This window comes from Streptomyces sp. CHD11, assembly GCF_018638295.1.
In the GTDB taxonomy this organism is placed as follows: Bacteria; Actinomycetota; Actinomycetes; order Streptomycetales; family Streptomycetaceae; genus Streptomyces.
In genome coordinates this window covers 231,230-248,502 of the sequence record NZ_JABTTS010000002.1, presented here as the reverse complement: position 1 = coordinate 248,502, position 17,273 = coordinate 231,230, and the positions used below count along the sequence as shown (strand labels likewise).

The window sequence follows — 17,273 nt, the reverse complement described above, 5'->3', positions numbered from 1 at the left end:
ACTAATGGCCCCTCAGTCCCATTCCAGGCCGCCGCGCCGCCATACGTACGCGTACGCGACGAAGACGGTGAGCACGAAGAGCAACATCTCCACGAGCCCGAAAATCCCCAGGGCGTCGAAGGTGACGGCCCAGGGGTAGAGGAAGACGATCTCGATATCGAAAATGATGAAGAGCATCGCCGTCAGGTAGTACTTGATGGGGAAGCGCCCGCCGCCCGCCGGCGTGGGGGTCGGCTCGATACCGCACTCGTAAGCCTCGAGCTTGGCGCGGTTGTACCGCTTCGGACCGATCAGCGTGGCCATGACCACGGAGAAGATCGCAAAGCCTGCCCCGAGGGCTCCCAGTACGAGGATGGGCGCATACGCGTTCACCGCTCCTCGCTCCTCTCAGTCGGCATTGACTGCTTGGGGTCCCCCCGGGGGCGAACGAATTTGAGCCCCTCGGGGAGTCGTGCATCGGGCTCCGCCGCCCCGACAGCCCCACGAACCACGCCCGCCCCGGCGAAGATCGAGAACATGTGAAGCAGGTCACAAGCCCAACCGCTCCGCATCCTATGCCCGAGGGTCTGTGATCTGCGACACGGGGTCTGACTCAAGCTTTGTGATCTCCACCACCTGACGAACGATCATGAAGTCGGATGAGCGGTGATCTTCGCACGCCAAGCGTCCGCGCGATCACCAAAGGTGACATTCTGACCGGTCGATGCAGCTCAGAGGGCTGAGCCTTCTATCAAGGCACTTTCTTCACAGGCAAATTGGTGCTGGACCCGATCTCTTGGTAGAGGCCGCGTTCACACCCCGGAGGGGCCGCCAGGGCGGGTGTGAACGTGTGCACGCGTTCACGAACTCACCGGGTCACAATCCGGTCACGTTCCGCCACCGCGCCGCCCGTTGCGGCGCGACGGCACCGCCCGCGGATGTCCGGGACCCCCGTCGGCCGTCCGCATCGTCCGCCGGCCCGCCGGACGCGACGACTGGTGGAATCGTTCCGTGACGTGCGTCACATCCGCGAGGACCGGAGGAGAGGAGGGCTTGGCCAACCAATCCAACCAGTGGTAGGCGCGGGGCAATTCGGACGTAACGATGAAAGTGCGTGATCAACGGCCGATCACGGGCGCCCGCAATGTCCGTTACGGCGTCAATAAGGGGCGACGTTCCCGGGATTCGGGCCCTCCGTTGAACAATTGTGGCGCAGCACACGTTTCTTGTGGATATGAAGGAGCCCCTGGTACCGGTTGTTCCCATGTCCCACACCGCTCACATACGCAGCCACCGGAAACCCCGCCGCACCGCGTCGTCCACGATGGCGATGCGGGCCGGAGTCGCCGGTGGCGTCCTCAGCACCCTCGCAGTGGCCGGGGCGTCGGGTTCGGCGAACGCTGCCGAGCCGGTGACGCAGACCCTCGAACTGCCCACCCTGACGGCCGACCTGGCCGCCCAGGTCGCCCAGTCCGCGGACGCGACCCAGCAGGCAGCCGCGAACTACCAGCTGCAGGCCGAGCGCGACGCGGCCGCCGCGAAGGCCGCTCAGGAGGCCAAGGCGGACCTCGCCGAGGCCAAGCAGAAGGCCGAGGCGAAGAAGAAGGCGGAGGAGGCCCGCAAGGCCGCCGCGGAGCGCGCCTCACGCGACGCCGAGCGGCCTGCCCTGGGCAGCACCGCCTCCGCCTCCACGGGCACGGCAACGACCGCCTCCGCGCCCGCCAGTGGCAGCGTCGCGTCGGTCATCTCGTTCCTCAAGGCCCAGGTGGGCGACGCCTACGTCATGGGCGCCACGGGTCCCAACGCCTGGGACTGCTCGAGCCTGGTGCAGGCCGCGTTCAAGCAGGTCGGCGTGGACCTGCCGCGCGTCTCGCAGGACCAGTCGATGGTCGGCACCGACATCCCGCTGTCGCAGATCCAGGTCGGCGACATCCTGTACTGGGGCGGCAAGGGCTCCGCGTACCACGTGGGTGTCTACATCGGTGACGGCCAGTACCTGGACGCCGCCAACTCCGCGAAGGGCGTCGTCATCCAGGATCTGTCCGGCTACCCCGCGTCGGGTGCCGTGCGCGTGCTCTGAGCCGTGCGCTCCGGGAGCGGGCCGTGAGCCGCGCTCCCACGGGCTGAAGGGCCGCTGCCCCGCCGGGCGGCGGCCCTCCCTCGTGCGCCGCGCCGCCGCGCCCTCCACTCCGCCGGACCCGTGCGCCCGGCACGGCGGCCCACCGGCCCCGTGCGCCCGGCACGGTGGCCCCAGGGCCCCGTGCGCCCCGCACACGTCACACAGCGGCCAAGATCGCCCGATTGCCCGAAATGCTCCACGCTCACGACGTGCCGGCGGCCCGCCCGCGCGCCGCCGGCGCCCCGTGCGGCCCCGTGACGGCCTCCCCTGCGCCCACACGGGCGCGAGCGGCCCCCGCGGGCCCCTCCCGGGACCCCGGCCGCCCACAGCGCCGCTCACGGCGTCTCGGTCAGGCGACGGCGCCGCCGCCGCGCCGTGCGCGCCGGCGCGGCAGCACGACCGCGCACGCACCGGGGCCCGGTGCCGGCAGCACCGCCCCGCCGATCAGCACCACACCGCCGGCGCCGGAGGTACCACGGCCGCGCACGCCTCACCGGTCCACAGGTCACCCCGGACGACAGCGGACGCCGCGCACCGCGGAGGCGTCACGCCTTCGGCGCCACCTTGCTCAGCCCGTTGATGATGCGGTCCATCGCGTCCCCGCCCGTCGGGTCGGTCAGGTTGGCGAGGAGCTTCAGGGTGAACCTCATCAGCATGGGGTGGGTCAGTCCGCGCTGGGCGGCGATCTGCATGACCTTCGGGTTGCCGATGAGCTTCACGAAGGCGCGGCCGAGCGTGTAGTAGCCGCCGTAGGTGTCCTTCAGGACGCGCGGGTAGCGCCGGAGGGCGATCTCCCGCTGGGCCGGAGTGGCCCGCGCGTGCGCCTGGACGATCACCTCGGCTGCGAGCTGCCCGGACTCCATGGCGTAGGCGATGCCCTCACCGTTGAACGGGTTGACCAGACCGCCCGCGTCGCCGACGAGCAGCAGCCCCCGGGTGTAGTGCGGCTGGCGGTTGAAGGCCATGGGGAGCGCGGCGCCGCGGATCGGGCCGGTCATGTTGTCCGGGGTGTAGCCCCAGTCCTCCGGCATGGACGCGCACCAGGCCTTGAGGACCTCGCGCCAGTCCAGCTCCTTGAAGGAGTCGGAGGTGTTGAGGACGCCGAGACCGACGTTGCTCGTCCCGTCGCCCATGCCGAAGATCCAGCCGTAGCCGGGCAGCAGCCGGTCCTGCGCACCCCGGCGGTCCCACAGTTCCAGCCAGGACTCCAGGTAGTCGTCGTCATGGCGGGGCGAGGTGAAGTACGTACGGACCGCGACGCCCATCGGCCGGTCCTCGCGCCGGTGCAGCCCCATCGCGAGGGACAGCCGGGTGGAGTTGCCGTCGGCGGCCACCACCAGCGGGGCGTGGAAGGTGACTTCCCGCTTCTCCTCACCGAGCTTGGCCTTCACGCCCGTGATGCGTCCGGTGCGGTCGTCGATGACCGGCGCGCCCACGTTGCAGCGCTCGTACAGCCGGGCCCCCGCCTTCTGGGCCTGCCGGGCGAGCTGCTCGTCGAAGTCGTCGCGCTTGCGGACCAGACCGTAGTCGGGGAAGGAGGCGAGATCCGGCCAGTCCAGCTGGAGGCGGACCCCGCCGCCGATGATGCGCAGGCCCTTGTTGCGCAGCCAGCCGGCCTCCTCGGAGATGTCGATGCCCATCGCGACGAGCTGCTTGGTGGCGCGCGGGGTGAGGCCGTCACCGCACACCTTCTCCCGCGGGAACGCGGTCTTCTCCAGCAGGAGTACGTCGAGTCCGGACCGGGCCAGGTGGTAGGCGGTGGTGGAGCCGGCTGGCCCGGCGCCCACGACGATCACATCGGCGGTGTTGTCGGAGAGGGGCTCGGTCACGGCGGGTTCTCCCCAGAGTTCGAAAGGTGCGTGCCGACCGGCACTGGACACGGGCAGTCTATTCAGCAGAATTGATCACCCGGCTGAAGGGCTGCCCCGTGAACCGAGTTCTCCCCGCTGTACGGTTGCGTGTCCCCACCCATGAGGACGCCTTCGCCTGGCACCGGATCTTCGACGACCCGGACGTCATGGAGTTCCACGGCGGCAAGGCGGCGGACCTGTCGGTCTACGAGGAGCTGACCGCCCGCCAGCGCCGGCACGACGCCCAGCTCGGCTTCTGCCTGTGGACCATGCTCGACGAGTCCGGCCGGGTCATCGGCTTCACCGGCGCCCAGCCGTGGGAGCGCGACTGGGGTCCGGCGGGCGAGATCGAGATCGGCTGGCGCCTCGCGCGGGAGCACTGGGGCCGGGGATACGTCACGGCGGCGGCCCGGCAGACGCTGGAACGGGTGCGGGCGGCGGGCACGAAGGGCGTGGTGGCCATGGTGGACGCCCGCAACGCCCGCTCCGTGGCGGTCACCCGGCGGCTGGGGATGCACCTCGCCGAGACCTTCATGACACCGGTCTCGCGGCGTGAGGCCCACTGCTATCGCCTGGCCCTCTGACCCCGGCCACCACCCCCGCACTCACTCACCGTAGTCAATTGTCACGGAACGCCACCCGGCGCTTCCGGCGGGCGCCCCTCCGGTCTACTCTGCCGGTACCGCAGGGGGGTGACGTCCGTGCGTGTGACACCCGATGGGCACAGGACACCCGAGGTGCGCGTGCCGCGCCTGGTCGGCCTGATGGCCGTGGACGCGCGTGAGGCGGTCCGTGCGCGGGGCCTGTCCGTGAACGCCCCGGACCGGCCGGACTTCCCTCTCACCGTCGTCGAGTACGTGGTGCGCCAGTACCCGCGGGCGGGCACCGAGGTGCCCCGGGACTCCGTGGTCCACGTGTGGTTCGACTTCGGTGAGGGCGACGGCGGAGGCGGAGGGGTCCGTGAACCTCGCGGCCCCCTGCCGCCCGCGGGCGGGCTCCGGCGCGAACTGGACGAGCCGCACGGCAGCAGCCCTTGCGCCGTGCCGCTCGGCCGCCCCTGAAGCACAGGGCGCCATGCCGCTCAGCTGTCCTTGAACCCACGGTGCAGCGCCACCACGCCGCCCGTCAGATTGCGCCACGCCACCTTCGACCAGCCGGCGTCCTTCAGCCGCTCCGCGAGGGCCGGCTGGTCGGGCCAGGCGCGGATGGACTCGGCGAGATAGACGTACGCGTCGGGGTTGGACGACACCGACCGGGCGACCGGCGGCAGCGCCCGCATCAGGTACTCGGTGTAGACGGTGCGGAAAGGCGTCCAGGTCGGGTGCGAGAACTCGCAGATGACGATCCGCCCGCCGGGCCGGGTCACCCGGTGCATCTCGCGCAGCGCCGCGTCCGTGTCCTGCACGTTGCGCAGCCCGAAGGAGATGGTGACCGCGTCGAACACGTCGTCCGCGAACGGCAGCCTCGTCGCGTCGCCCGCGGTGTACGGCAGCCATGCGCGGTCGCGCTTGCCGACCTGGAGCATGCCCAGGGAGAAGTCGCAGGGCACGACGTAGGCGCCGGTGGCGGCGAAGGGCATCGACGACGTGCCGGTGCCGGCCGCCAGGTCCAGGACCTTCTGCGCGGGCCGCGCGTCGACCGCCTTCGCGACCTCCTTGCGCCATCGCCGGTCCTGGCCGAGGGAGAGCACGTCGTTGGTCAGGTCGTACCGTTCCGCGACCTCGTCGAACATCGAGGCGACTTCGTGCGGCTGCTTGTTCAGGCTGGCTCGGGTCACGGGGCCATTGTGGCAGGCGGCCCCTGTCGTCCTACGCGCGCCGGTACACCATGCGGCCGCCCACGACGGTGACCACGCACGTGGCCGCGCCGTTCCGCACGAGGGCGTCCCGGTCGGGCACGTCGAACACCGCGAAGCGCGCGGGACTCCCGGCGCGCAGGCCCGGCAGCAGCACGAGAGGCACCGGGGAGAGCGCCGGCGGACCGGGCAGCCTGGCCGGGCGCCCCGCCACGGCGAGGCCGGCCCCGCGCACCGCGTCCAGGGCCGGGCGGCCGCGCAGTTCACCGGCGATCGCGACCGTGCCGTGCGCCAGCATGCGCTGCACTCCCCGGCGCGCGCTGGCGCCCCGCGCGGACGGGCCGGCGCCGAGAAGGGCCCGCGCCCGCTCCCCGAACACCGGCTCGGTACCGAGCCGGCCGGCCTCGCGCGGATCGGGGTGGTAGGCCTGCTCCAGCAGCTCCGGGCCGTACGGGTTGAGCAGCCCCGGCGTCAGGATGCCGGGCCACCGCCGCACCCGGGCGCCCGGGTGACCGGCGGCCAGCCGTTCGTACGGGCCGAGGGCGGCGATGTGCGCGCCGTCGACCAGGACGGCCGCCCCGGGCGAGGCGTCGGCGGTGTGAAGGGTCAGCACGGCGGCGTCAGTTGGGGGCGAGGAGCGTCAGCTCCGGGTGGGCCGTGCCGCCCTCGATGGCCGTGGAGGAGATGTGGGAGACCACACGGTCGTCGACCGGGTCGTTCGCCGGGTCGTCGTGCACGACGAGGTGCTCGTACGTCGTCGCCCGCTGCGCCGGCACCCGGCCCGCCTTGCGGATCAGGTCGATGATCTCCATCCGGTTGGAGCGGTGCCGGGCACCGGCGGAGGAGACCACGTTCTCCTCCAGCATGATCGAGCCGAGGTCGTCCGCGCCGTAGTGCAGCGAGAGCTGGCCGACCTCCTTGCCGGTGGTCAGCCAGGAACCCTGGATGTGGGCGACGTTGTCGAAGAAGAGCCGGGCGATCGCGATCATCCGCAGGTACTCGAAGAGGGTGGCCTGGGTACGGCCCTTCAGGTGGTTGTTCTCGGGCTGGTAGGTGTACGGGATGAACGCGCGGAAGCCGCCCGTGCGGTCCTGTACGTCCCGGATCATCCGCAGGTGCTCGATCCGCTCGGCGTTGGTCTCGCCGGTGCCCATCAGCATGGTGGAGGTGGACTCGACACCGAGGTTGTGCGCGATCTCCATGATTTCCAGCCAGCGCTCGCCGGACTCCTTGAGCGGTGCGATGGCCTTGCGCGGCCGCGCGGGGAGGAGTTCGGCGCCGGCGCCGGCGAAGGAGTCGAGTCCGGCCTCGTGGATCCGGGTGATGGCCTCGTCGACCGGGACCCCGGAGATCCGGGCCATGTGCTCGACCTCGCTCGCCCCCAGACTGTGGATGACGAGCTGCGGGAACTCCTTCTTGATGGCGGAGAAGTGCCGCTCGTAGTACTCGACGCCGTAGTCCGGGTGGTGACCGCCCTGGAACATGATCTGCGTACCGCCGAGCTCGACCGTCTCGGCGCAGCGCCGCAGGATGTCGTCGAGGTCGCGGGTCCAGCCCTTCGCCGTGTCCTTCGGGGCAGCGTAGAAGGCGCAGAACCTGCACGCCGTGACGCACACGTTCGTGTAGTTGATGTTCCGCTCGATGATGTACGTCGCGATGTGCTCCGTACCGGCGTACCGGCGCCTGCGGACGGCGTCGGCGGCGGCTCCCAGCGCGTGCAGCGGGGCGTCGCGGTAGAGGTCGAGGGCCTCTTCGGGGGTGATCCGCCCACCGGCGGCGGCACGGTCGAGGACGGTCTGAAGGTCGGCCTTCTCGGTCACCGGCATCCCTTTCATAAGGGTTGTGGACGGACCGATCCAGCGTACGTCAGCGGCTTCGCGCGGCTGCCGTCAGGCTGCGTACGCACCGATCAGCAGCCCCGCGAAGGCGCCGCCGATCAGGAACGGCCCGAACGGGACGGCCGTCTTGCGGCCCGCTCTCCGGGCGACGACCAGCGCGCCCCCGTACAGCGCCCCGGACACGAATGCGGCGAGGGTGCCGAGCATCACCGCCGGCCAGCCGTACCAGCCGAGAACGGCGCCGGCGCCGAGCGCCAGCTTCACATCGCCGAAGCCCATACCGTCCGGGTTGATGAGGAACAGCACGAAGTAGCCGGCGCCGAGCGCGAGCGCGCCCAGCAGGGCCGTGGTCCACTCGCCCGCGTGCTCGGGGACGAGTGCGGTCAGGCCCAGCAGGACGAGGGCGGCCCCGGCGAACGGCAGGGTGAGCGGGTCGGGCAGCCGCTGCACCCGGAAGTCGACCATCGCCAGCAGCACCCCGACGGGCGCGAGCAGCAGCCAGACGCCCAGCTCGGGCCGGCTCCCGGTGGCGGCGGCGAGGACGGCGCAGACCAGGACGGTGACGACGGCGGAAGCGGCGCCCGGCCCGTACGGCGGTCCGGCGCAGGGCCCGCACCGTGCCGGTCCGAGCCAGCCGCGCACCGGATGCCCCGCCGGGCACGCCGTCCGCCACTCCTCCCCGGACGGGACGGAGAACCGGTAGGCCGCGCGGGGCAGCACCGCGCCGGCCGCCACGCCCCACAGCGCGGCGGCGACGATCAGCAGGACGTCCGGGTGCCCGGTCATCCCGCCGCCGCGGCCGTCTCGCGCCGGGCCGGGGAGGACGCCCTGCAGCCCGGGGCCGCCGAGCTGGACGGGCTGGGACCGAGGCGTCGTGGCATGACGGGTCTCCTGGGTGTGGAAGGAGGGTCTGCTGAGCGTGCCGAGATCCTAGGGAATCGAACGGCCGCGGTCGAAGACCTCCGCCCGGCCTTTCTCCCGGGCCTGCTCCGCCCCCGGGTGCCGGAAGGAGCGGTGGCGGCCGCCCACAGCTCTCCTCCCCGGTCGGGATCAACGGGTCGGGCGACCGCGGGTGTGAGCGAGGGGCGTGAGTGTCGCAACCGGACACCGTACGGGACGATCATCCACGCGTTCGCTCTCCGGGCCCGGGTGCCCGCCCGGCCGGGCGGGCGGGCGGGCGGGGCTCCGGGCGGACTAACCGACCTTTGACAGACGGGCCTTCGGGCGCCCGGAGGGCTTGCTGTCCGACTCGTAGACGAGGTCGTCGCCGGCCGGCGTGAGGCGGACCGTGTGGGGCTCCTGGTCACAGACGCCACGGTTGTCCTTCGCGCCGACGGAGGTGGTGACGATCTGCCTGGCCGTCACCTGCTTCAGGGTGAGTACGTCGTCGCAGACACCGCCGAAGATGTCGGTGTGCCGGAGGGTGCCCACCCGCTCGCCCACCGCCGCCTCCTTGAGCGTCACCCGGAACGTGCCGAGCGGAATGGCGATGGTCTCCCGGGAGCTGGCCTGCCCCTCCCAGGTGCCGAGGTAGCCGGCGGGGACGGTGGCAGGGACCGTGGCGGGTGGCTCCTGGGTCCTGGAGCCGCCGGAGTCCGCGTGGTCGCCGGGGGAGTTGGCCGTGCCCGGCAGCATGTCGAACACGAACGCCGATCCGACGGTCACCGCGGCCAGCGCGCCCGCGACGGCGAGGGCGACCGTGCAGCTCACCCGCCGGCCCTTGCCGCCGGCGCCGGGGGCGGCCGTGGCCGCCACGGAGACGGAGAGCTTGCCGGGGCGGTCCCCGTCTCCCGCGCCGGCCGGCCCGGCCGGCGGGTGGGGTGCCGCCCGCGGATCCGCGTACGGGTTCGCCCGCGGATCCGGGCCGGTGTCCGGGCCGGAGGCGGCATCACGCTGCTCGGGGAGGACGGACCCGCTCCCCCACGCCTCCGGCGCCGGCATCACCGGTGGCGGTCCGAAGACCCCGCCCCCCGCGCCCTCGGCCGGCAACTCCGCGATCGGCAGGTTCCCGGCCGACGGACCACCTGCCCCGCCGCTCGGCACCCCCGCCGCCCACGCGTCACCGGCCCCCGCGTCCCCGGCCCCGGAGGACTCGCCCACCGACGGCCTGCTGAACCCCACCGGCCCCGACGCCGGCGCCTCCCCGCCCCCGTCCCCCGTCGCCTCCAGGTTCAGCAGCCGCACCGCGGCCCGGCTGACCTGTTCCACCAGGGGCCCGGGAAGCCAGCCGCCCGCCACCAGGCGGGCCGCGCCGCCCTCGGGAGCGAGCCGCCGGGACACCTCGGCGGGGGCCGGTCGCGCGGACGGGTCCTTGTCCAGGCAGGCCTCGGTCAGCTCGCGGACCTCCCCGTCCCAGTCGCCCAGTTCCGGCGGCTCGTGCACCACCTTGTAGAGCAGTGCCGCCGAGGAGTCGCCGGGGAAGGGCGGACCGCCGGTCGCCGCGTACGCCAGGACCGCGCCCAGCGAGAAGACGTCCGCCGCGCCCGTCACCCCCTTGCCGAGGATCTGCTCGGGGGACATGTAACCGGGTGAGCCGATCGAGACCCCGGTCGAGGTCAGGGAGGCCGTGCCGTCCATGGCGCGGATGATGCCGAAGTCGATCAGCAGCGGGCCGTCGAGGGTGAGGAGCACGTTGGACGGCTTCACGTCCCGGTGCACCATCCCCAGTTCGTGCACCGCCGTCAGCGCCTCGGCCAGACCCGCGCCCAGGGTCCGTACGGTGTGGGCGGGCAGGGGGCCGGCGTCGGTGACCGCGGCCGCCAGGGAGGGTCCGGCCGCGTAGGCGGTGGCGACCCACGGCACCCGGGCCCCGGGGTCGGCGTCCAGGACGGACGCCGTCCAGGCGCCGCCGACCCGGCGTGCCGCGTCGACCTCGCGGCGGAACCGGGCGCGGAACTCCTCGTCCAGCGCGAAGTGCGGGTGCACGATCTTCACCGCGACGGTGCGGCCCCCGGCACTGCGGCCCAGGTAGACCCGCCCCATGCCGCCGGAGCCGAGCCGGCCGAGCAGCCGGTAGGGCCCCACGACCGTGGGTTCGTCCACATCGAGCGGCCGCATGGCGTCCACCCCTCCCCCGTCGCGCCCCGTCTGCCGGAACCTTCCAGCAGGGTAGTGCGCGCGCCTCCGCGTCTCACGGCCGCACGGGATCCGGTCTCACGGCCGCAGGAGATCCACCGCGACGTCCGCCGCGAATCCGGTCGTCGGCCCGACCCTGCGGGCGAACTCCGCGACCGCCGCCAGCTGCGGGGCGCCGAAGCTGAAGTCGAGGGTGGTGAAGTACTGCGCCAGGGTCCGCTCGTCGAAGGCCTCCCAGCGGGCCGCCTGCTCGGCGACCTTGTCGACCTCCTCCAGGGAGACGTTGCGGGAGGCGAGGAAGGCCTGGTGCACCTTGCGGGTGATGGCCGGCTCACGCTCCGCGTACTCGCGCCGCGCCGCCCAGACCGCGAAGACGAACGGCAGGCCCGTCCACTCCTTCCAGAGCGCGCCCAGGTCGTGCACGTCCAGGCCGTAGCGGGGGCCGTCGACCATGTTGGCGCGCAGGGCCGCGTCCCCGATGAGGACGGCCGCCTCGGCCTCCTGCATCATCAGGCTCAGGTCGGGCGGGCAGGTGTAGTAGTCGGGCTGTACGCCGTACCGGTCGGCGAGGAGCAGCTGGGCGAGGCGTACCGAGGTGCGGGAGGTCGACCCGAGGGCGACCCGGGCACCGTCCAGCCGGTCCAGCGGCACCTGGGAGACGATCACGCAGGACATCACCGGGCCGTCGCAGCCCACGGCGATGTCGGGGAAGGCGACGAGCCGGTCCGCGTGCTTGAGGTATTCGACGAGCGTGATGGGTCCGATGTCGAGGTCGCCCCGCACCAGCTGCTCGCTGAGCTTCTCGGGGGTATCCTTCGTCAGCTCGAAGTCGAGGAGTGTGCCGGTTCTCGCGAGCCCCCAGTAGAGGGGCAGGCAGTTCAGGAACTGGATGTGGCCGACGCGCGGCCGGGTGCGAGGATTGTCCACATCGTGAGGCTAGCCCTCGGCGGGAGCGAGGGACCCTCCACCCCCTTGCGCACCTTTGAACCGCTCCGGGGGGCCGTACACGGCCGGAACGGGTGGGGCGCACGGGACGGGAGAACATTCCGGTGGCGTGATCTTGAGATCTATTGCATCCGGGCACCTGCGTGCTAGGCTTCTTCGCAAGTTGCAGTTTGGTTTCCCTTGCAGTACAGAGCCTGCGGAGCATGTGACCGCGGGCTCTCGTCGTTCTCAGACGGATGCAGTTGTGCGGAATTGGTCTTCACACTTGCTGGGTTCTGGAGCAGGGCAACCCTTTGGGCCCAGGGAGGGCTTATGGCTACCGGAACCGTGAAGTGGTTCAACGCCGAAAAGGGCTTTGGTTTCATCGCCCAGGAAGGCGGCGGCCCCGACGTCTTCGTCCACTACTCCGCGATCAACGCGAGCGGTTTCCGCTCTCTCGAGGAGAACCAGCAGGTGTCCTTCGACGTCACGCAGGGCCCGAAGGGTCCGCAGGCGGAGAACGTCACCCCGGTCTGATCTTCCGATCCGGGAACGACCAGCAGTACCCAAGGAGCCCCGCGCCGTCAGGCGACGGGGCTCCTGCCTTTGCCGCACCCGGCTGTCGGTGGGCGCGGGCAGGGTCCCCGCCCGTGACATCCACCGACGCCGAAGCCGGTCACGTGGCCGCGACCCGGACCTTCCACGACAGCCCGGGGTGACCTACCCCCCGTAGAGCGCCTCCACCTCCCGGGCGAAGTCCCGCATGACCGCCTCGCGCCTCAGCTTCATCGACGGGGTGAGATGGCCCGCCTCCTCGGTGAAGTCCACCGGGAGGACGGTGAAGCGGCGGATCGACTCCGGGCGGGAGAGCATCTTGTTGGCCTCGTCGAGGGCCCGCTGAATGATCGCCAGCAGCTCCTCGTCACCGGTGAGGAGTTCCGCCGGGACCGGGTGCCTGCCGTTCATCCGGCGCCAGTGGGTGATGCCATCGGGGTCGAGGGTGACCAGGGCGGTGACGTACGGACGGTTGTCGCCCACCACCATGACCTGGGAGATCAGGGGATGGGAGCGGAGCCAGTTCTCCAGCGGGGCGGGGGCGACGCTCTTGCCGCCCGAGGTGATGATCAGTTCCTTCTTGCGGCCCGTGATGGTCAGATAACCCTCGTCGTCCAGCTCGCCGATGTCACCCGTGGGGAGCCAGCCGTCGGGGGCGGCGGGGACGACACCGCCCGCCTGGGGATCCCAGTAGCCGCGCAGTACGTGCTCTCCGCCGACCAGGATCTCGCCGTCCGCCGCGATCCGGATACGGGTTCCGGGCAGCGGCCAGCCCACCGTGCCGAGGCGGGGCTTCAGCGGGGGTGTCACCGTGGAGGCGCCGGTGGTCTCCGTCAGTCCGTATCCCTCGAAGATCTCGATGCCGGCGCCGGCGTAGAAGGCGCTGAGGCGGCGGCCCAGCGGGGAGCCGCCGCAGATGGCGTAGCGGACCCTGCCGCCCATGGCTTTGCGGATCTTGCGGTAGACCAGCGGGTCGTAGAGGGCGCGGGCCGCCTTCAGGGAGCGGGCCGGGCCGGAGCCCGCGCCGTTCTGCCGGTTCTCCATGGCCTCGCCGCAGCGGCGCGCCACCGCCGCCGCGCGGTCGAAGGTCGCGGCCCGTCCGCCCGCCTCCGCCTTCGCACGGGCGGAGTTGAAGACCTTCTCCAGCATGTACGGGATGGTCAGCAGGCAGGTGGGCCGGAAGCTCGCCAGGTCCGGCAGCAGGTCCTCGGCGGCCAGGCTCGGCGCGTGGCCGAGGCGCACCCTGGCCCGTACGCAGGCGACGGCCACCATGCGGCCGAAGACGTGCGACATGGGCAGGAAGAGCAGCACGGAGGCCTCTTCGCTGGTCCGGGCACGGAAGATGGGGTAGAGCAGCTCGATGGCGTTGTCCACCTCGGCGAAGAAGTTGCCGTGGGTGAGGGCGCAGCCCTTGGGCCGGCCGGTGGTGCCCGAGGTGTAGACGAGGGTGGCGAGGGTGTCGGGGCCCAGCATGCCCCGGCGTACCTCCACTTCGGCGTCCGGGAGGTGCGTTCCCGCTTCCGCGAGCGCGTCGACGTGACCCTTCTCCATGACCCACAGCCGCCTCAGGTCGGGCAGGTGCGGGAGTTCGGGGCCGAGGGCGGCGGCCTGGCCCGCGGTCTCCGTGATCAGGGCGACCGCGCCGGAGTCCTGCAGGATCCAGCGGGCCTGATAGGCGGACGAGGTGGGGTAGACGGGGACGGTGACCAGTCCCGCCGCCCAGGCGGCGAAGTCGAGGACCGTCCATTCGTAGACGGTGCGGGCCATGACGGCGACCCGGTCGCCCGGCACCAGCCCCTCGGCCATCATGCCCTTCGCGACGGCCAGGACCTCGGCGGCGAACCGTTTCGCCGTCACGTCCCGCCAGCTGCCGTCGGCCGTCTTGCGGCTCAGCACCACCGCGTCGGGTTCCGTACTCGCGTTCTCGAACGGCAGGTCGGCGAGTGATCCGTGCCGTACCGGCTTCGCGAAGGGCGGTACGGCCGCTTCCCGGACGACTCCGTCCAGCCGCCGGGTCTCGGGCTCGACGAGGACGGGCGCTCCGTAGACGTCGTCGTCGAGAGCTGTGGAGGAATGCGCGGTGGACACGGGCGGCTCCTGGGACGTGCAGGGGAACTGCTGGCTGCCGCGACGTACGTGCCTCGCACGCCGAGGCGCTCACCGGCGGGTCCCGGGGAGCGGGACGGCGCCGGTCGGTGCGGGGATCGTACGGCGGTGACGTGGGGGGTCTGTGCGGGTACGGCGGTGGTCCCGGGCCGGGCGTGTGCAGTGTCGGGGGTCACCCGGGTACCGCCTTCGGGGCGCGCGTGCCGGGTCACCGATGGCCACGGGTGAGCTCCGGACGGTCGCCGCCGGGGTCGCCGGCGGCCACGAGCGGCGTGCCCGCGGCCACGCCCGGTCACGGGCGTTCCAGGATCGCCGTCACTCCCTGTCCGCCCGCCGCGCAGACGGAGATCAGCCCCCGGCCCGGGGTGTCCCGTTCGGCGAGGAGGGTGGCCAGCGTCGCGACGACGCGGGCGCCGGTGGCGGCGAAGGGGTGGCCGGTGGCCAGGGAGGAGCCGGCGACGTTCAGCCGTGCGCGGTCGACGGGCGCCAGGCCCCGCTTCTCCCAGGCGGCCAGCGTGGCCAGCACCTGGGAGGCGAACGCCTCGTGCACCTCGACCAGGTCGAAGTCCGCCATTCCCAGTCCGGCCCGCTCCAGCATCCGCGGGACCGCGTACGCGGGTGCCATCAGCAGTCCGTCCTCGCCGCCTGCGACATCCCCGGCGGCGAAGTCCACGGCGGCGGTCTCGTACGCGGTGAGGTACGCGAGCGGTTCCACGCCCCGCTCCCTCGCCCACCCCTCGCTCGCCAGCAGCACCAGTGCCGCGCCGTCCGTGAGCGGGGTCGAATTGCCCGCCGTCATGGTGGGTCCCGGGTGGTCGAGACCGAACACGGGCTTCAGAGTGGCGAGTTTCTCCACCGTCGAGCCGGGGCGCAGATGGTGGTCCCGGGCCAGGCCGCGGAACGGCACCACCAGGTCCGTCAGCAGACCGCGCTCGTACGCCGCCGCCAGCCGCTGGTGACTGGTGGCCGCGAGTTCGTCCTGGGCCTCGCGGGAGACGCCCCAGGCGCGGGCGGTGACCGCCGCGTGCTCGCCCATGGACAGTCCGGTACGGGGCTCGGCGTTGCGCGGGATGTCGGGGACGAGGTGCCGGGGGCGCACCTTCGCCAGCGCCCTCAGGCGGGCGCCGGCCGACTTCGCGCGGCGCGCCTCGAGCAGCACCTTGCGCAGGTCGTCGTTGACGCCGAGGGGCGCGTCGCTCGCGGTGTCGGAGCCGCCGGCGATCGCGGCGTCGGTCTGGCCCAGGGCGATCTTGTTGGCGGCGGCGATGACGGCCTGAAGTCCGGTGCCGCAGGCCTGCTGGATGTCGTAGGCGGGGGTGCGGGCGTCGAGCCGTGATCCGAGGACCGTCTCCCGGGCGAGGTTGAAGTCGCGGCTGTGCTTGAGGACCGCCCCGGCGACGAACTCACCCACCGCGCCCGGCGCCTGGAGCCCGTACCGCTCGACCAGGCCGTCCAGGGCGGCGGTGAGCATCTCCTGGTTGGAGGCGGTGGCGTAGGGGCCGTCGGACCGGGCGAAGGGGACACGGCTGCCGCCGATGACCGCGACGCGCCGGACGGCAGCCGGTTCCAGAGTGCTCATCTCGACCTTCTCCTCACCGGTGACATAGGATTACCTCCGGTAACCTTACTTCAGAGTAAGCAAGCGCGAGCACACCGCGCACAGCACGCCCGAAGCAAGCAGGACGAGCGCGGCAAGCACCACATGCCCCCGGAGGAGTCCCCATGGCCGACCGCTATCTGAGCTTCACCGGCACCGCGCCCGGCCGCTTCCTGACACGCCGCCTGGGCCTCCCCCGGCCCGCGCCGCTGCACCGCTGGTCACCCGACCGTCCTCACCTGGACGGCGGCCTGCTCCACCTCACCGCCGGGAAGTCCGCCCTCGGCCTCGCTCCCGTGCTCGCCCGCACCGGACTCGGCACGGACGACGCCACGGGCCGCCCGGCCGCCGTCGTCCTGGACGCCGGCGGGGTCCGGGACGTCGACGGCCTCCGCGAGGTGCACGCGGCGCTGCATCCCGTCGTGCGGTCGGTCGCCGCGAGCGGCAGGATCGTGGTGCTCGGCGCCCCACTCGACCCGGACGACCACCATCAGGCCGCCGCCCAGCAGGCGTTGGAGGGCTTCACCCGTTCCCTCGGCAAGGAGACCGGCCGGGGCATCACCGTGAACCTGGTCCGCCTCACCGACGCCGACGCCGCCGCGTCGACCCTCCACTTCCTCCTCTCCCCCAAATCGGCCTACGTCAGCGGCCAGGTGATCGAAACCGGCCCGCACCGGCCCACCGCCCCCTACGACCCCGACCGCCCCCTCGCCGGCCGCACCGCCCTGGTCACCGGCGCCGCGCGCGGCATCGGCGAGGCGGTCGCCGCCACGCTGGCCCGGGACGGCGCCGACGTCGTCGTCCTCGACGTCCCCCCGGCCGAGCCCGACGCCCGCCGCGTCGCCGAACGGCTCGGCGGCATCGCGCTCCCCCTCGACATCACCGCCACCGACGCGGGCGCCCGCATCGCCGAGGCCCTCCCCGGCGGCATCGACGTACTCGTCCACAACGCGGGCGTCACCCGGGACCGCCGACTGGTCAACATGCCCTCGGACCGCTGGAGTCCGGTACTGGAGGTGAACCTGGCGAGCGTGCTGCGCACGACCGACGCGCTGCTCGCCGCCGGGGCCCTCAAGCGGGGCGGGCGGATCGTGGCCACGGCGTCGATCGCCGGGATCGCCGGGAACGCCGGGCAGACCAACTACGGTGCCAGCAAGGCGGGAATCACCGGCCTCGTCCGCTCCCTCGCACCCCGGGCGCTCGCCGGGCACGGGGTGACGGTGAACGCGGTGGCGCCGGGCTTCATCGAGACGAGGATGACCGCCGCCGTCCCGCTGTTCATCCGTGAGGCGGGACGCCGGATGAACTCCCTCGCCCAGGGAGGACTGCCCGCCGACGTCGCCGAAACCACCGCCTGGCTCGCCCACCCGGCCTCCGGCGCGGTCAACGGGCAGGTCGTACGGGTCTGCGGCCAGAGCCTGCTGGGCGCGTGAGC

General features: G+C 72.6%; 16 protein-coding genes. 5 read left to right on the top strand and 11 right to left on the bottom strand.

Annotation, left to right across the window (positions count from 1 at the left end; genetic code table 11):
- Positions 1–12: 12 nt before the first annotated feature.
- Positions 13–372: an NADH-quinone oxidoreductase subunit A gene (locus HTV45_RS02870; protein ID WP_003974383.1), complete on the bottom strand. Its 360-nt coding sequence runs from the start codon at positions 370–372 to the stop codon at positions 13–15.
- Between the two features lie 841 nt (positions 373–1,213).
- Between HTV45_RS02870 and HTV45_RS02865 the strand changes: the two genes are divergently transcribed.
- Positions 1,214–2,059 carry a C40 family peptidase gene (locus HTV45_RS02865; protein ID WP_215203977.1) on the top strand — a complete coding sequence of 282 codons (846 nt, stop codon included), beginning with the start codon at positions 1,214–1,216 and terminating at the stop codon, positions 2,057–2,059.
- A gap of 388 nt (positions 2,060–2,447) precedes the next feature.
- On the opposite strand, the gene HTV45_RS02860 is transcribed toward HTV45_RS02865, so the two are convergent.
- Entirely contained in the window at positions 2,448–2,585 is a 138-nt protein-coding gene (locus HTV45_RS02860; protein WP_215203976.1) for a hypothetical protein, read from the bottom strand.
- 58 nt (positions 2,586–2,643) lie between these two features.
- The gene (locus HTV45_RS02855; RefSeq protein ID WP_215203975.1) at positions 2,644–3,927 is read right to left on the bottom strand and encodes a geranylgeranyl reductase family protein; all 1,284 of its coding nucleotides are present in this window, start codon (positions 3,925–3,927) and stop codon (positions 2,644–2,646) included.
- A 98-nt stretch (positions 3,928–4,025) separates the two neighbouring features.
- Between HTV45_RS02855 and HTV45_RS02850 the strand changes: the two genes are divergently transcribed.
- Together HTV45_RS02850 and HTV45_RS02845 are read left to right on the top strand one after the other, a co-directional pair.
- Positions 4,026–4,532, top strand: coding sequence for a GNAT family N-acetyltransferase (locus HTV45_RS02850; protein ID WP_215203974.1), 507 nt, complete (start codon positions 4,026–4,028; stop codon positions 4,530–4,532).
- A 153-nt stretch (positions 4,533–4,685) separates the two neighbouring features.
- Positions 4,686–5,009, top strand: a complete 324-nt coding sequence (locus HTV45_RS02845; protein ID WP_215203973.1) for a PASTA domain-containing protein — start codon at positions 4,686–4,688, stop codon at positions 5,007–5,009.
- 20 nt (positions 5,010–5,029) lie between these two features.
- Here the strand turns inward: HTV45_RS02845 and HTV45_RS02840 are convergent, their stop codons facing one another.
- From HTV45_RS02840 to HTV45_RS02815, 6 genes are all read right to left on the bottom strand, one after another.
- A complete protein-coding gene (locus tag HTV45_RS02840) occupies positions 5,030–5,725 on the bottom strand; it encodes a demethylmenaquinone methyltransferase (protein ID WP_215203972.1) in 696 nt (231 codons plus the stop codon).
- Positions 5,726–5,756: 31 nt separating this feature from the next.
- Positions 5,757–6,356 carry a hypothetical protein gene (locus HTV45_RS02835; RefSeq protein WP_215203971.1) on the bottom strand — a complete coding sequence of 200 codons (600 nt, stop codon included), beginning with the start codon at positions 6,354–6,356 and terminating at the stop codon, positions 5,757–5,759.
- 7 nt (positions 6,357–6,363) lie between these two features.
- Positions 6,364–7,563, bottom strand: coding sequence for a cyclic dehypoxanthinyl futalosine synthase (gene mqnC / locus HTV45_RS02830; protein WP_215203970.1), 1,200 nt, complete (start codon positions 7,561–7,563; stop codon positions 6,364–6,366).
- A gap of 69 nt (positions 7,564–7,632) precedes the next feature.
- Positions 7,633–8,367, bottom strand: a complete 735-nt coding sequence (locus HTV45_RS02825; protein WP_215203969.1) for an A24 family peptidase — start codon at positions 8,365–8,367, stop codon at positions 7,633–7,635.
- Between the two features lie 408 nt (positions 8,368–8,775).
- Positions 8,776–10,638: a serine/threonine-protein kinase gene (locus tag HTV45_RS02820; RefSeq protein WP_215203968.1), complete on the bottom strand. Its 1,863-nt coding sequence runs from the start codon at positions 10,636–10,638 to the stop codon at positions 8,776–8,778.
- Between the two features lie 96 nt (positions 10,639–10,734).
- The gene (locus HTV45_RS02815; protein WP_215203967.1) at positions 10,735–11,583 is read right to left on the bottom strand and encodes a menaquinone biosynthetic enzyme MqnA/MqnD family protein; all 849 of its coding nucleotides are present in this window, start codon (positions 11,581–11,583) and stop codon (positions 10,735–10,737) included.
- A 330-nt stretch (positions 11,584–11,913) separates the two neighbouring features.
- On the opposite strand from HTV45_RS02815, the gene HTV45_RS02810 reads away from it, so the two are divergent.
- On the top strand, positions 11,914–12,117 hold the full coding sequence (locus tag HTV45_RS02810; RefSeq protein WP_003992177.1) for a cold-shock protein: 204 nt from the start codon (positions 11,914–11,916) through the stop codon (positions 12,115–12,117).
- Positions 12,118–12,300: 183 nt separating this feature from the next.
- Here HTV45_RS02810 and HTV45_RS02805 read toward each other — a convergent pair whose 3' ends face one another.
- Positions 12,301–14,223: a long-chain fatty acid--CoA ligase gene (locus HTV45_RS02805; protein WP_215203966.1), complete on the bottom strand. Its 1,923-nt coding sequence runs from the start codon at positions 14,221–14,223 to the stop codon at positions 12,301–12,303.
- 310 nt (positions 14,224–14,533) lie between these two features.
- The gene (locus HTV45_RS02800; RefSeq protein ID WP_215203965.1) at positions 14,534–15,820 is read right to left on the bottom strand and encodes an acetyl-CoA C-acetyltransferase; all 1,287 of its coding nucleotides are present in this window, start codon (positions 15,818–15,820) and stop codon (positions 14,534–14,536) included.
- Between the two features lie 143 nt (positions 15,821–15,963).
- Here HTV45_RS02800 and HTV45_RS02795 point away from each other — a divergent pair, with 143 nt between their 5' ends.
- A complete protein-coding gene (locus tag HTV45_RS02795) occupies positions 15,964–17,271 on the top strand; it encodes a 3-oxoacyl-ACP reductase (protein WP_215203964.1) in 1,308 nt (435 codons plus the stop codon).
- The last annotated feature ends 2 nt before the right edge of the window (positions 17,272–17,273 follow it).